This window comes from Pseudomonas sp. NFX71, from assembly GCF_048079215.1.
Taxonomy (GTDB): Bacteria; Pseudomonadota; Gammaproteobacteria; order Pseudomonadales; family Pseudomonadaceae; genus Aquipseudomonas; species Aquipseudomonas fluorescens_B.
Window position 1 is genome coordinate 3,730,936 of record NZ_CP182230.1, and the last position, 13,818, is coordinate 3,744,753.

At 60.3% G+C, this 13,818-nt stretch carries 13 protein-coding genes and 2 pseudogenes; 4 read left to right on the forward strand and 11 right to left on the reverse strand.

The features are described 5' to 3' along the window. The first annotated feature begins 46 nt into the window (after positions 1–46). The gene (gene phnN, locus ACM1ZW_RS17260; RefSeq protein WP_416738952.1) at positions 47–613 is read left to right on the forward strand and encodes a phosphonate metabolism protein/1,5-bisphosphokinase (PRPP-forming) PhnN; all 567 of its coding nucleotides are present in this window, start codon (positions 47–49) and stop codon (positions 611–613) included. Between the two features lie 29 nt (positions 614–642). On the opposite strand, the pseudogene ACM1ZW_RS17265 reads toward phnN, so the two are convergent. Then, a pseudogene (locus tag ACM1ZW_RS17265) lies at positions 643–759 on the reverse strand (PIN domain-containing protein); the annotation flags it as partial. Next, positions 756–896, reverse strand: a pseudogene (locus ACM1ZW_RS17270) (DNA-binding protein); the annotation flags it as partial. The pseudogenes ACM1ZW_RS17265 and ACM1ZW_RS17270, both read right to left, overlap by 4 nt. Positions 897–1,024: 128 nt before the next feature. Here ACM1ZW_RS17270 and ACM1ZW_RS17275 point away from each other — a divergent pair. Together ACM1ZW_RS17275 and ACM1ZW_RS17280 are read left to right on the forward strand one after the other, a co-directional pair. Further along, positions 1,025–1,237: a type II toxin-antitoxin system HicA family toxin gene (locus ACM1ZW_RS17275; protein WP_017337217.1), complete on the forward strand. Its 213-nt coding sequence runs from the start codon at positions 1,025–1,027 to the stop codon at positions 1,235–1,237. Then, a complete protein-coding gene (locus ACM1ZW_RS17280) occupies positions 1,237–1,641 on the forward strand; it encodes a type II toxin-antitoxin system HicB family antitoxin (RefSeq protein WP_017337218.1) in 405 nt (134 codons plus the stop codon). The genes ACM1ZW_RS17275 and ACM1ZW_RS17280 overlap by 1 nt, the downstream gene beginning before the upstream one ends. An 88-nt stretch (positions 1,642–1,729) precedes the next feature. On the opposite strand, the gene ACM1ZW_RS17285 is transcribed toward ACM1ZW_RS17280, so the two are convergent. Then, positions 1,730–2,935, reverse strand: a complete 1,206-nt coding sequence (locus ACM1ZW_RS17285) for an MFS transporter (protein ID WP_031318544.1) — start codon at positions 2,933–2,935, stop codon at positions 1,730–1,732. Between the two features lie 232 nt (positions 2,936–3,167). Between ACM1ZW_RS17285 and ACM1ZW_RS17290 the strand changes: the two genes are divergently transcribed. Continuing rightward, complete coding sequence (locus tag ACM1ZW_RS17290) at positions 3,168–3,785, forward strand: hypothetical protein (RefSeq protein WP_414878531.1); 618 nt, start codon at positions 3,168–3,170, stop codon at positions 3,783–3,785. A 215-nt stretch (positions 3,786–4,000) separates the two neighbouring features. Here the strand turns inward: ACM1ZW_RS17290 and ACM1ZW_RS17295 are convergent, their stop codons facing one another. The 8 genes from ACM1ZW_RS17295 to gcl all read right to left on the reverse strand — a co-directional run bounded on the left by ACM1ZW_RS17295 (position 4,001) and on the right by gcl (position 13,591). Next, positions 4,001–4,999 carry a sulfate ABC transporter substrate-binding protein gene (locus ACM1ZW_RS17295; RefSeq protein WP_017337221.1) on the reverse strand — a complete coding sequence of 333 codons (999 nt, stop codon included), beginning with the start codon at positions 4,997–4,999 and terminating at the stop codon, positions 4,001–4,003. 93 nt (positions 5,000–5,092) lie between these two features. Further along, positions 5,093–5,917, reverse strand: coding sequence for an ion transporter (locus tag ACM1ZW_RS17300; RefSeq protein WP_414883274.1), 825 nt, complete (start codon positions 5,915–5,917; stop codon positions 5,093–5,095). Between the two features lie 21 nt (positions 5,918–5,938). Then, positions 5,939–6,853 (reverse strand): urea transporter, encoded by a 915-nt coding sequence (locus ACM1ZW_RS17305; protein WP_416738953.1) that lies wholly within the window; start codon positions 6,851–6,853, stop codon positions 5,939–5,941. A 189-nt stretch (positions 6,854–7,042) separates the two neighbouring features. After that, positions 7,043–8,458 (reverse strand): pyruvate kinase, encoded by a 1,416-nt coding sequence (pyk, locus tag ACM1ZW_RS17310; protein ID WP_017337224.1) that lies wholly within the window; start codon positions 8,456–8,458, stop codon positions 7,043–7,045. Further along, the gene (locus ACM1ZW_RS17315) at positions 8,448–9,728 is read right to left on the reverse strand and encodes a glycerate kinase type-2 family protein (protein WP_416738954.1); all 1,281 of its coding nucleotides are present in this window, start codon (positions 9,726–9,728) and stop codon (positions 8,448–8,450) included. Before ACM1ZW_RS17315 ends, pyk begins: the two co-directional genes overlap by 11 nt. 149 nt (positions 9,729–9,877) lie before the next feature. Then, positions 9,878–10,771 carry a 2-hydroxy-3-oxopropionate reductase gene (locus ACM1ZW_RS17320; RefSeq protein ID WP_416738955.1) on the reverse strand — a complete coding sequence of 298 codons (894 nt, stop codon included), beginning with the start codon at positions 10,769–10,771 and terminating at the stop codon, positions 9,878–9,880. A gap of 200 nt (positions 10,772–10,971) precedes the next feature. Continuing rightward, the gene (gene hyi / locus ACM1ZW_RS17325) at positions 10,972–11,754 is read right to left on the reverse strand and encodes a hydroxypyruvate isomerase (protein WP_416738956.1); all 783 of its coding nucleotides are present in this window, start codon (positions 11,752–11,754) and stop codon (positions 10,972–10,974) included. A gap of 61 nt (positions 11,755–11,815) precedes the next feature. Next, the gene (gene gcl, locus ACM1ZW_RS17330) at positions 11,816–13,591 is read right to left on the reverse strand and encodes a glyoxylate carboligase (RefSeq protein WP_017337228.1); all 1,776 of its coding nucleotides are present in this window, start codon (positions 13,589–13,591) and stop codon (positions 11,816–11,818) included. Between the last annotated feature and the right edge of the window lie 227 nt (positions 13,592–13,818).

Sequence of the window (13,818 nt, forward strand, 5' to 3'; positions counted from 1 at the left end):
TGTGGGCGTTGTGGTCCAGCAGGCGACAAGCGAAGAGGATGTTTTGATGTCCGGCAGGTTGATCTATCTCATCGGGCCTTCAGGTTCGGGCAAGGACAGCCTGCTGGATGCCGCTCGAACGCGCTTGGCCGAACGCGGCTGTCGTATCGTGCGGCGGGTCATTACCCGCTCCGCGGAAGCGGCCGGGGAGGCGGCGCTGGGCGTCAGCCTGCAGCAGTTCGCCGAGATGCGGGACCAGGGTGCATTTGCCCTCAGCTGGCAGGCTCATGGCCTGGCTTATGGCATCCCGCGGGAAATCGACGAGTGGCTGGCGGCGGGGGACGACGTGATGGTCAACGGTTCGCGTGCGCATTTGCCGCAAACCCGTGAACGTTATCCAGACGTGTGGGTGCTGTTGCTGACCGTGAACCAGGCGGTGTTGCGTCAGCGCCTGTTGGCGCGCGGACGTGAGTCGGAGGCCGAGATCGAACAGCGGCTGGCGCGTAATGCCCATTTCAGTGAGCGCCTGTTGGCGGAGGAACCGAGCGTGCACGTGCTCGACAACTCCGGATCGCTGGAGCATACCGTCGAGAGCCTGCTGACCTGCATCGGCAAGCCCGACCTATGCATTTGATCTTGTAGGGCATTGATCAGAGCATGGCCTTTCTGATTGAAAGTGATGATGACGCTCGCGTTACAGCGAATGCCTGCCGCCAGCACATGGCGATCGTCCATATCGGGCAACGTTAATCCTTCGATCAAATCTTCGTGACCCGTCACGCACGCCTTAACGCTTGTGCCTGCTCGGCGAGAAGCTTCATTGCTTGCTCGCTGGCAATGTTGCGCCGGGTTTTATAGTCCATCAAATCGGCAAAGTGCACACGTCGGTGCTTGCCGGTTTTGGGGTAGGCATCCTCCACAAACGCTCTATCTTGGCGGCAATCACACTTCGTAAAACAACCGAACGTCGTGATCAGGATTTTTGTGCTTGAGTAAAGATAACTCTAGAGTTACTTTTGTCTGGGCCGGAGCAAGGAGGCTGGTGGTGCAAAGCAGGTTATTGATCAAGGAGCTGGAGGAGGCGGGCTGGACGCTGGATCGTATTACCGGCAGCCATCATCTCTTCACCCATCGATACAACCCGTACACGATTCCCGTCCCTCACCCGAAAAAGGATTTACCGACCGGGACGGTTAAAAGCATCAGGAGGCGAGCCGGGCTTTACTGCCCGCCAGCCAGTTACGCAGGAGATCCATAATGCAATATCCAATCTGTATCGAGTGGGGCGACGAGACCACCGCCATCGGTATTCAGATCCCCGATATTCCGGGCGCCGCAACGGCCGGGGATACGTTTGAAGATGCCTATAACGCGGCGATCGAGATTGCCCATATCCTGCTTCAGGAAATAGCCGCTGACGGGGAATCGATTCCGATGCCGACTTCGGCAGCCGTCCATCGTGGCAACCCGGACTTTGCCGACATGGGATGGGGAATGCTGGAGCTGGACATCGCGCCGTATATGGGCAAGACCGAGAAGGTCAATGTCACGTTGCCCGGCTATGTGATCCAGCGGATTGACCGGTATGTGCGCGAGCACAATGTCAAAAGCCGTTCTTCCTTTCTGGCAGATGCGGCGATGGAGAAGCTGGTTCGGCACTGAATCGTGCCAGTGCCATCGATATCGCGAGCAGGTTCGCTCCCACAGGTTCGTGCAAACCCTTTGAGAGCGAACCTGCTCGCGAAAAGCCTTACGCCGTTGCCAGGGAAGGTTCTTTGGAAACACTCAAGAACCGCAACAATGCCAACAACGGAAACGCGCTGCCCACGATCACGATCCACAACCAGCCGCCGTGCTCATACACTGCACTGGCGACCGAGGAGCCGAAGGCGCCGCCGATGAAAATGCTGGTCATGTACAGCGCATTCAGGCGGCTGCGGCTTTTGGCGTCGAGGGCGTAGACCGCGCGTTGGCCCAGGACCATGTTCATTTGCACACAGAAGTCGAGCACCACGCCGGTGACGGCAAGGCCGATGACGCTGTAGGCCGGATGGATGAACGCCGGCAGGAAGCTCAGGCTGGCGAACAGCAGGGCCAGCAATGAAGCGATGCGGGTGTGGCCTGCGTCAGCCAGTCGACCGGCGATCGGCGCGGCGATCGCACCGATGGCTCCCACCAAAGCGAAGATCGCGATCTGGGTTTGCGACAGGCCGTGATTGCGTGCCAGTTCCAGCGGCACCGCTGTCCAGAACAGGCTGAACGTGGCGAACATGCAACCCTGGTAGAACGCACGCTGACGCAGTACCGGTTGCTGGCGCAACAGCGTCCACAGCGAGCCCAGCAATTGGCCATAAGAGGCGCTGTGATCGGGCTGGCGCTTGGGAATCGTCACCGCCAGCACGATGCTGATCGCCGCCATCAACACGGCGGCGATCACGAACATCGCGCGCCAGCCGAAGTGATCAGCCACAACGCTGGATACCGGCCGCGCCAACAGAATCCCCAGCAGCAAACCGCCCATGATTCCGCCGACCACCCGGCCACGGGTCTCCTCGGGCGCCAGGTGCGCGGCCAGTGGAATCAGGATCTGCACCGACACCGAGCTGAAACCCACCAGCAACGAGATCAACAGAAACACGTTGGGTTGATCGGTAAACGCAGCGCCCAACAGACTGGCAATCGCCACCACCGTGGTGATGATCATCAACCGGCGGTTTTCCAGCAGATCGCCCAGCGGCACCAGGAAGAACAGGCCCAGCGCGTAACCAATCTGGGTCAGCGAAACGATCAGGCTCGCCATGGTGCTGGTCAGGCCAATGTCCGGCGCGATCAGGCCGATGATCGGCTGGGCGTAGTAAATGTTGGCAACAATGGCGCCACAGCAAAAGGCGAACAGCAGCACCATGCCTTTGGTCATTGTCGTGGCGCCGTGAGGTGCCTGGTTCGCTGGGTTCATAACGTGTCTCGCTGAGCAAAATGGAATGCGCGCAGGCTAAGCGGCTGGCCGCAACGGCGGAAGTGGGATTGGAGTGATAGCAATCATTCCATTGCGGAATGAGAGGCGCCGGTGTGTACCGTTGCCGATGAACCCTGCGCCAGAATTTTGAAGTCTGATGATACATTCACTTACATCTTGTTCGATAGCGTGCTTATGTTCTCTTCACGATTCATAACCGGAAGGCACTTTCATGAACGCGATGTTCCGTCACCTGATTTGCGGCGCTTTGATCGGGTTGTTTATGGCAAGTCTCGCGCAGGCGGCCGACGCGCCGGGCATGCGCATCGGCTTGCGCGGCGAGATCACCGGAGTGACTCCAGAGGTGCTGAAAGTCCACGTCAACAGCGGCGAAAACGTAGTCATCAATTTGACCAGGGACACCAAGGTCCGCGCTGTAACCCTGGCCAATATCGAAGACATCAAACCGGGCAGCTACATAGGGTCCGCGGCCATTGCGCAGGAAGACGGTTCGCTCAAAGCCCTGGAAGTCCATGTCTTTCCACCGGAGCTGGCCGGCAGCGGCGACGGCCATCGGCCTTTCGATCTGGTCAAGGGCAGCAGCATGACCAATGGCAGCGTCGGCGATCTGGTGGTGAGCAATGGTCGTGTGCTGACCGTCAACTACAAAGGTGGTCAGCAGAAGATTCTGGTGCCGGAGGATGTGCCGATTGTGAACCTGTTGCCAGGGGACCGCAGCTTGCTGAAAGTGGGTGTGAAGATCGTGACGTTCGTGACGCAGAGTGCCGACGGGACGCTGACGGCGCAGTCGATTTCGGCCGGCAAGGATGGCGTCACACCGCCGATGTAGCTGCTTGGGGCAGAACCTGTGAGAGCGAGCCTGTGTGGCGAGGGAGCTTGCTCCCGCTGGGTCGCGAAGCGGCCCCAAAAACTTTGTGATTGCTTCGCAGCCGAGCTGGAGCAAGCTGCCTCGCCACACAAGGCTCGCTTGCACACTGATTCGTGGCGAAAAACGCCTACAAAAAAGGCGACCTTCTCGGGTCGCCTTTTTCATTGGCTCAGGAATTACTGGCCGTTGTAAATCTGATCAAAAATTCCGCCATCATTGAAGTGAGTCTTCTGCACGGTGCGCCAGTCGCCAAAGGTCTTCTCCACCGACAGGAAATCCACCTTCGGGAAGCGATCGTTGTACTTGGCCAGTACCGCCGGATCACGTGGACGCAGGTAGTTGGCGGCGGCAATTTCCTGACCTTCCGGCGACCACAGGTACTTCAGGTATTCCTCGGCTGCCGCGCGGGTGCCTTTCTTCTCGACCACTTTGTCGACCACAGACACCGGCGGCTCGGCTTCGGCGGAGACGGTTGGGTAAATGACTTCGAACTGGTCGCGGCCAAACTCGCGGGCAATCATTTCCGCTTCGTTTTCGAAGGTCACGAGCACGTCGCCGATCTGGTTGGTCATGAAGGTGGTGGTGGCGGCACGGCCACCGGTATCGAGCACGGGCGCTTGTTTGAACAGTTTGCCGACGAAGGCTTTGGCCTTGTTCTCGTCACCGCCGTTTTTGAGCACATAACCCCAGGCCGACAGATAGGTGTAGCGGCCGTTACCCGAGGTTTTCGGGTTCGGCACGATCACTTGCACACCGTCCTTGAGCAGGTCAGGCCAGTCTTTCAGCGCTTTCGGGTTGCCTTTGCGAACGATGAACACCGTTGCCGAAGTGAACGGCGCGCTGTTGTTCGGCAGGCGTGTGACCCAGTTGTCCGGGACCAGTTTGCCGTTGTCCGCGAGTGCGTTGATGTCGGTGGCCATGTTCATGGTGATGACGTCAGCCGGCAGGCCGTCGATCACGGAGCGCGCCTGTTTGCTGGAACCGCCGAAGGACATCTGCAGGGTGATGTTTTCGTTGTGCTCGGCTTGCCAGTGTTTCTGGAAGGCAGCGTTGTAGTCCTTGTAGAAATCGCGCATCACGTCATAGGAAACGTTGAGCAGAGTCGGTGCAGCCTGAGCCACGCTGGCCAATGCCAGGCCAGCGGCCAGAAGTGAGGCGCCAAAGAGTTTTTTCACTGCGCTTTCCTTGTTCTAATTTAAAAATGAGGCGATTTGCCAGCGACTATAACTGCGCTTGCATAGTCCTTTAAAGATTAAAAAGTACTTTGCTTATTCCTGTTTCTTAAACAGAGCATTGCCGCACCGCGAGCAAAATGCAGCGCCATGCTCATGGCTGTTTTTCTTGCACACCGGGCAGTCGTGTTGCAACTGTTCGCCGCGCATGGCGTTTGCCAGCTCCGCGGTGAAAATCCCCGTCGGCACCGCGATGATCGAGTAACCGGTGATCATCACCAGCGAGGAAATCACCTGGCCCAGCGGCGTCTTGGGCACGATGTCGCCAAAGCCTACGGTGGTCAGCGTCACGATTGCCCAGTAGATACCTTTCGGAATGCTGGTAAAGCCGTGCTCCGGACCTTCGATCACGTACATCAGCGTGCCGAACACGGTTACCAGTGTGCAGACGCTGACCAGAAACACCACGATCTTCTGCTTGCTGCCGCGCAGCGCCGACATCAGGTAATTGGCTTGTTTCAGATAAGGGCTGAGCTTGAGCACGCGGAAAATCCGCAGCATCCGAATGATCCGGATAATCAGCAAATACTGCGCATCGGCGTAATACAGCGCGAGGATGCCCGGCACGATCGCCAGCAAATCCACCAGTCCGTAAAAGCTGAACGCGTAACGCAATGGCTTCGGCGAACAGTAGAGCCGCAGGCCATATTCGATGGCGAAGATGACGGTGAAGCCCCACTCGATGTACGCCAGCACGTTGGCGTAGTTCTGGTGGATCGTGTCGATGCTGTCGAGCATCACGATGATGATGCTGGCAAGGATGATCAACAGCAGGATGCCGTCGAAGCGCCGTCCGGCCTTGGTGTCGCTCTGGAAAACCATGACGTAAAGGTCTTCACGCCAGTTTTTGCTGCTGTCCATGGAAAACGCCTGAATCGAGAATCAGCGCAGCCTAGGGTGATTCTCCCCGGTAGCGCAAGGCGCACTGTCGACGGCGGCCTGACGCAGCACGCGAATGCCTGCGCGGATCAGCCAGCACGCGAGGATGAATGGCGCGGTCAGCGTGGCCAGACCGAGCGCGGCGAAGCCCGGTGTGAGCAATACGGCAAGGGCAATGCCCAGCAGTGGCAACCAGGGCCGGCGGCGTTGTCCGCTGAAGGCGAGAGCGGCGAGCACGGCGTTGTAACCCCCGAGCCCCAGCAGCGCGGTTGACGTTTCGTGATGAAGCAAGGCGAACCCGAGTCCGACAACGGAGCCCAGCAAAGCCCACATAAACGCGCGACGGTCGGCGAGCAGCAAGCCCGCGGCAATCAGTGCCCCCGCCAGCGGATGACCGAGAAACATCACCTGACCAAGCCCCTTCAGCGCAGCGGCGAACAAGTTGAACGTGTTCATTTCGATCAGTGGCGCGGGGTGTTGTGGCGCGGCAAACGACAGCAGCAACCAGCTCATGCCGACGAAGGGCGCGGTGTAGGCCGGTAGGCAATAATGGTCGCGGGCGCGTTTCAACCATTGCTGGGTGAGCATGGCACTCAGTCCGCCAGCGGCAATGATCAGCGGCGGCAACAGGGCGGACCAGGGGAAATACAGGCTCAGCAGCAAGCCGAGGAGGACACCGTTGTAGCTGAACAGTCCGGCCTGACGATCGGCCTTGGCATAATTGCGACGTTGCGCGGTGAGCAAACCGGCGAGGCCGCCCAGCAGGGCACCACCCAGCAGGGCCGGTGCGGTAAAAAGAATCGCCAACAGACACAGCAGGCCGCACAGCGGATGGCGCTGGAGGAAAATCTGACTGAAGCCGTTGAGCAGGGCAGTCGCCCAATCGGGGCAGTGGGTGTTGAAGTGGTGGGCAGGCATGATGAAGTCTGGGGCAGTGGGAAAAACCAAGGTCTTGCATAAACGTTGTGGCGAGGGAGCTTGCTCCCGCTGGGCCGCGAAGCGACCCCGATTCGGCGAATGCGGTTTTTCTGTTGGAACCGTCATGCCAAAGCGACGGCTGCTTCGCCGTCGAGCGGGAGCAAGCTCCCTCGCCACAGAGCTCGTTCTTTAAATCAACGTTTCTATACGCAACGAGTTAGTCGACCCCGGCTGCCCAAACGGCACCCCCGCCGTGATCAATAATGTATCCCCGCGCTGCGCCATACCCTGCGCCTGCGCAATCTCCAGCGCCGTCGAACACACTTCGTCCACCTGCCGCAGCCGATCATTCACCACGGAGTGCACGCCCCACGCGACCGTCAAGCGGCGAGCTGTCTGCAGGTTCGGCGTCAGGTTCAGAATCGGCACGGTCGGCCGTTCCCGCGCCGCACGCAGGCTCGACGCCCCCGACTCGCTGTAATTGACCAGCACCGCCACCGGCAGCACGTTGCTGATACGGCGGATCGCGCAGCTGATCGCATCGGAAACGGTCGCCTCAGCCTTCGGCCGGCTGACGTCCAGTTGCGTTTGATAGTCCGGGCCGTTTTCCACCTGGCGGATGATCTTGCTCATCATCTGCACGGCTTCCATCGGGTACTCCCCGGACGCGGTTTCCGCCGACAGCATCACCGCATCCGCACCTTCGGCCACGGCGTTGGCCACGTCGGTGACTTCAGCGCGGGTGGGCGCCGGGGAGAAGCGCATCGACTCGAGCATCTGTGTCGCCACCACCACCGGTTTACCGAGTTCGCGGCAAATGCCGATGATGTTTTTCTGAATCTGCGGCACGCTTTCGGCCGGCACTTCGACGCCGAGGTCGCCACGGGCAACCATGATCGCGTCGCTCAGTTCAGCGATTTCCCGCAGCTGAGTGACTGCCGACGGTTTCTCGATCTTGGCCATCAAAAACGCTTTGTCACCGATCAGCTCACGCGCTTCGCGAATGTCTTCCGGGCGCTGTACGAACGACAGCGCGACCCAGTCCACACCCAGCTCCAGGCCGAAACTCAAGTCTCGACGATCCTTGGCCGTCAGCGGGCTCAGTTCCAGAACCGCCTGCGGCACGTTCACGCCTTTGCGGTCCGACAACTCACCGCCATTGAGCACCGTGGTGTCGATGGCATCGGCGTACTTGGTGACCACGCGCAGACGCAGTTTGCCGTCGTCCAGCAGCAGGTCCATGCCCGGCTCCAGTGCGGCGATGATCTCCGGGTGCGGCAGGTTGACCCGGCGTTGGTCGCCCGGCGTCGGGTCCAGATCCAGGCGCAGCGCCTGGCCACGATGCAGTTGCACCTTGCCTTCGGCGAACTTGCCGACCCGCAGTTTCGGGCCTTGCAGGTCCATCAGAATGCCCAACGGGTAATTCAGCTGACGCTCGACTTCACGTATCCATTGATAGCGCTGGGCGTGGTCGGCGTGATCGCCGTGGCTGAAGTTCAGGCGGAAGATGTTGACTCCGGCCTGCACCAGCTCGCGGATGTCTTCGAGGCCATCGGTGGCCGGGCCGAGGGTGGCGAGGATTTTGACCTTTTTATCAGGCGTCATGTTTAGGGCTCTCGAGAATCAGAATGGCGCGGAAATCGTTGACGTTGGTGCGGGTCGGCTCGGTAACGATCAGTGCGTCCAGCGCCGCGAAATAGCCGTAGCCATTGTTGTTGTCGAGTTCATCGCTGGCGCTCAAACCGAGGGCGGCGGCGCGGGCGTAGCTGTCCGGGGTCATGATCGCGCCGGCATTGTCTTCGGAGCCGTCGATGCCATCGGTGTCACCGGCCAGCGCGTAGACGCCGGGCAGGCCTTTGAGGCTGTCGGTCAGGCTGAGCAGGAATTCGGCGTTACGTCCGCCTCGGCCATTGCCGCGTACGGTGACCGTGGTTTCGCCGCCCGAGAGGATCACGCACGGCGCCGGCAATGGCTGGCCATGCAAGACCACTTGCCGCGCAATGCCGGCGTGCACCTTGGCGACTTCGCGGGACTCGCCTTCGAGGTCGCCGAGGATCAGCGGGCTGAAACCGGCCTGACGCGCTTTCACGGCGGCCGCTTCAAGCGACTGCTGTGGACGGGCGATCAATTGGAAATGACTGCGCGCGAGGCTCGGATCGCCGGGTTTGACCGTCTCCGAGTCGGGGCTTTGCAGCCAGTTGCGCACCGAGGCCGGGACCTCGATGCCGTAGCGCGTGAGAATCGCCAATGCTTCGGCGGAGGTGCTTGGGTCGGCCACGGTAGGGCCGGAGGCGATGACCGTGGCGAGGTCGCCGGGCACATCGGAAATGGCATAGGTATAAACAGTGGCGGGCCAGCAGGCCTTGCCGAGGCGACCGCCCTTGATCGCCGAGAGGTGTTTGCGTACGCAGTTCATCTCGCCGATGGTCGCGCCGGATTTGAGCAGGGCTTTGTTGATCGATTGCTTGTCGGCGAGGCTGATGCCGGCAGCGGGAAGTGCGAGCAGTGCAGAGCCACCGCCCGAAAGCAGGAAGATCACGCGGTCGTCTTCCGTCAGGTTGCTGACCAGTTCAAAGACGCGCCTGGCGACCGCTTGACCGGCGGCATCCGGCACCGGGTGCGCGGCTTCGACCACTTCGATTTTTTCGCATGGGGCGCCGTGGCCGTAACGCGTCACCACCAGACCGGACACTTCACCCTGCCAGCAGCGCTCGACCACCTGGGCCATGGCGGCGGCGGCTTTGCCGGCGCCGATCACGATCACTCGACCCGTGCGATCGGCGGGCAAATGGGCTTCGAGTACTTGCTGCGGATGGGCCGCGTCGATGGCTGTGGCAAACAGCTCGCGCAGGAATTGTTGCGGATCGACCGACATGGCGGGCTCCCGGAATTCTTGTTATTGGAAGAGCAACTCGGGTTCCTGTGGGAGCTAGCCTGCTAGCGATTCAGGCGCTGAGGTCTTTTAGACGCACCGCGTCGATTTCATCGCTGGCAGGCCAGCTCCCACAGGTTTCAGGGCAGGGCTTACTGCTTATCGCGAATCGAGAAATTCGCCATGTGCTCCAGGCCCTTGATCAGTGCCGAGTGATCCCAGTTGCTGCCACCGATGGCCGCGCAGGTGCTGAACACTTGCTGGGCGTTCGCGGTGTTCGGCAGGTTGATGTTCAGCTCCCTGGCGCCTTGCAGGGCCAGGTTCAGGTCCTTCTGATGGAGGCTGATGCGGAAGCCCGGGTCGAAGGTGCCTTTGATCATGCGTTCGCCGTGCACTTCGAGGATCTTCGATGAAGCGAAACCGCCCATCAGCGCTTCACGTACCTTGGCGGGATCTGCACCGTTTTTCGAGGCGAACAACAGGGCTTCGGCGACGGCCTGGATGTTCAGCGCGACGATGATCTGGTTCGCCACTTTCGCGGTTTGGCCATCGCCATTGCCACCGACAAGGGTGATGTTCTTGCCCATGGCCTGGAACAGCGGCAGTGCGCGTTCGAAGGCGTCGGCATCGCCGCCGACCATGATGCTCAGGGTCGCAGCCTTGGCGCCGACTTCACCGCCGGAAACCGGTGCGTCGAGGTACTGCGCGCCTTTTTCGTTGATTTTGGTCGCGAAGGCTTTGGTGGCGGTGGGCGAGATCGAGCTCATGTCGATCACGATTTTGCCTTTGCCGACACCGGCCGCTACGCCGTCGGCGCGGAACAGTACGTCATCGACCTGCGGAGTATCCGGCACCATGACGATGATGAATTCGGCTTCTTGCGCGACTTCTCTCGGGTTGGCCAAAGCGACGGCGCCACCGGCAACCAGGTCGGCAGGCGCGGCGTCGTGGTGCGCCGACAGGAACAGGCTGTGACCGGCTTTTTGCAGGTTCAACGCCATTGGGTGGCCCATGATGCCGGTGCCGATAAATCCGATTTTAGCCATGAGAAATTCCTCTTGTTTTTGTCTTGCCAAATAATGTGTGCAGCACACCCTGTGGCGAGGGGGCTTGCTCCCGCCGGGGGGCGCAGCGGCCCCAAAACCAACCGCTGTGGTGTATCAGGCAGAAGCGGCATTCAGGTTTTGCGCCTGCTTCGCAGCCGAGCGGGAGCAAGCTCCCTCGCCACAGTGGTTCTGCGTCAGCTTCAGATCGCGTTATGGGTTTTCAGCCAGCCCAGACCCGCTTCGGTGGTGGTCAGCGGCTTGTATTCACAGCCAACCCAACCTTGATAACCAATGCGGTCCAGGTGTTCGAACAGGAAGCGGTAGTTGATTTCACCGGTGCCCGGTTCGTTGCGTCCAGGGTTGTCGGCCAGCTGGATGTGGTTGATCTCGCCCAGGTGCGCGGCCATGGTGCGGGCCAGGTCACCCTCCATGATTTGCATGTGATAGATGTCGTATTGCAGGAACAGGTTGGTACTGCCGACCTGTTCGCGAATCGACAGGGCTTGCGCCGTGTTGTTCAGATAAAAACCCGGGATGTCGCGGGTGTTGATCGCTTCCATCACCAGTTTGATACCCGCCGCCTGCAGCTTGTCGGCCGCGTACTTGAGGTTGGCGACAAAGGTTTTTTCCACGGTGGCATCGTCGATGCCCTGTGGACGAATACCGGCCAGGCAGTTCACCTGGGTGTTGCCCAGCACTTGTGCGTAAGCGATGGCCAGATCGACACCGGCGCGGAACTCTTCGACCCGGTCCGGCAGGCAGGCAATGCCGCGCTCGCCCTTGGCCCAGTCACCGGCCGGCAGGTTGAACAGCACCTGGGTCAGGCCATTGGCGTCGAGCTTGGCCTTGATGTCGGCGGAGCTGAAGTCGTAGGGGAACAGGTATTCGACACCACTGAAGCCGGCCTTGGCGGCCGCTTCAAAACGGGCGAGGAAATCCTGTTCGGTGAACAGCATGGACAGGTTGGCTGCGAAACGCGGCATGGTGGTCTCCCGTATGTGTGGGGTGGTCGTTCCCGGATCCTTGTGGGAGCGACCCTACAAGTTAATCGAGCAACGAAATCGCCGTCGGCGCATCGTTGCCGACCAGCGCCAGGTCTTCGAATTCGTTGACGGCGTTGATCTCGGTGCCCATGGAAATGTTGGTCACGCGCTCCAGAATAATCTCGACGATCACCGGCACCTTGAACTCTTCGATCAGTTCCTGAGCCTTGCGCAGGGCAGGCTGGATCTGACCCGGTTCGAACACACGCAGCGCCTTGCAACCGAGGCCTTCGGCGACCGCGACGTGATCGACGCCGTAACCGTTGAGTTCCGGAGCGTTCAGGTTATCGAAGGACAGCTGCACGCAGTAGTCCATGTCAAAACCGCGCTGGGCCTGACGAATCAGCCCCAGGTACGAGTTGTTTACCACAACATGGATGTACGGCAGTTTGAACTGCGCGCCCACGGCCAGCTCTTCGATCATGAACTGGAAATCATAGTCGCCCGACAGTGCCACGACCTTGCGGGTCGGATCGGCCTTGACCACGCCCAGCGCTGCCGGAATGGTCCAGCCCAGCGGGCCGGCCTGACCGCAGTTGATCCAGTGACGCGGCTTGTAGACGTGCAGGAACTGCGCGCCGGCAATCTGCGAAAGACCGATGGTGCTGACGTAGCAGGTGTCTTTGCCGAACACCTGGTTCATCTCTTCGTACACGCGCTGCGGCTTGACCGGCACGTTGTCGAAGTGGGTCTTGCGCTGCAGGCTGGCTTTGCGCTGCTGGCAGTCTTGCAGCCAGGCGCTGCGGTTTTTCAGTTTGCCGGCGGCCTGCCATTCGCGAGCGACTTCGATGAACACGGTCAGCGCGGCAGCGGCGTCGGACACGATGCCCAGGTCCGGGGTGAACACGCGGCCGATCTGAGTGCCTTCGATGTCGACGTGAATGAACTTGCGGCCTTCGGTGTACACGTCGACCGAACCGGTGTGACGGTTGGCCCAACGGTTACCGATGCCGAGTACGACGTCGGATTTCAGCATCGTGGCGTTGCCGTAACGGTGCGAGGTCTGCAAGCCAACCATGCCGACCATCAGCGGGTGATCGTCCGGAATGGTGCCCCAGCCCATCAGGGTCGGAATCACCGGAATACCGGTCAGCTCTGCGAATTCCACCAGCAATTCGCTGGCGTCGGCATTGATGATGCCGCCACCGGCCACCAGCAACGGACGTTCGGCCTGATCAAGGAGGGCCAGGGCTTTTTCCACCTGAACGCGGGTCGCGCTCGGCTTGGCCAATGGCAGCGGCTGGTAGGCATCGATGTCGAATTCGATTTCGGCCATCTGCACGTCGAACGGCAGATCGATCAGCACCGGACCCGGGCGGCCGGAGCGCATTTCGAAGAACGCCTTCTGGAACGCGTAAGGCACCTGGCCCGGCTCCAGAACGGTGGTTGCCCACTTGGTCACTGGCTTGACGATGCTGGTGATGTCGACGGCCTGGAAGTCTTCCTTGTGCATCCGGGCGCGGGGTGCTTGCCCTGTGATGCACAGGATCGGGATCGAGTCGGCCGAGGCGCTGTAGAGCCCGGTGACCATGTCCGTACCGGCCGGGCCGGAGGTGCCGATGCACACGCCGATGTTGCCGGCCTTGGTGCGAGTGTAGCCCTCGGCCATGTGCGAGGCGCCTTCAACGTGGCGAGCGAGGACGTGATCGATGCCACCGACCTTCTGCAAGGCGTTGTACAGCGGGTTGATCGCGGCGCCCGGGATGCCAAAAGCGGTATCAACCCCTTCGCGGCGCATCACCAGAACGGCGGCTTCGATTGCTCTCATTTTGCTCATGGTTTTGTGCCTCTTACGTTTTGTAATTGTATACAAGTGGCTTTGCGCAGAGTGTATTCACGGCGGACGGCGCAGGTCAATCCATTTTCTCAAGCGACTGTTTCATTCGTCGGAAGCCTGTTCTGCTGTGGCTTTTCGTCGCATGGGGCGCTTTTCGATAATTATTGTATACAAAAAAATAACTCATTGTGTTCTATTTGTTGCATCGGTCTGCAGCACAAACGCGC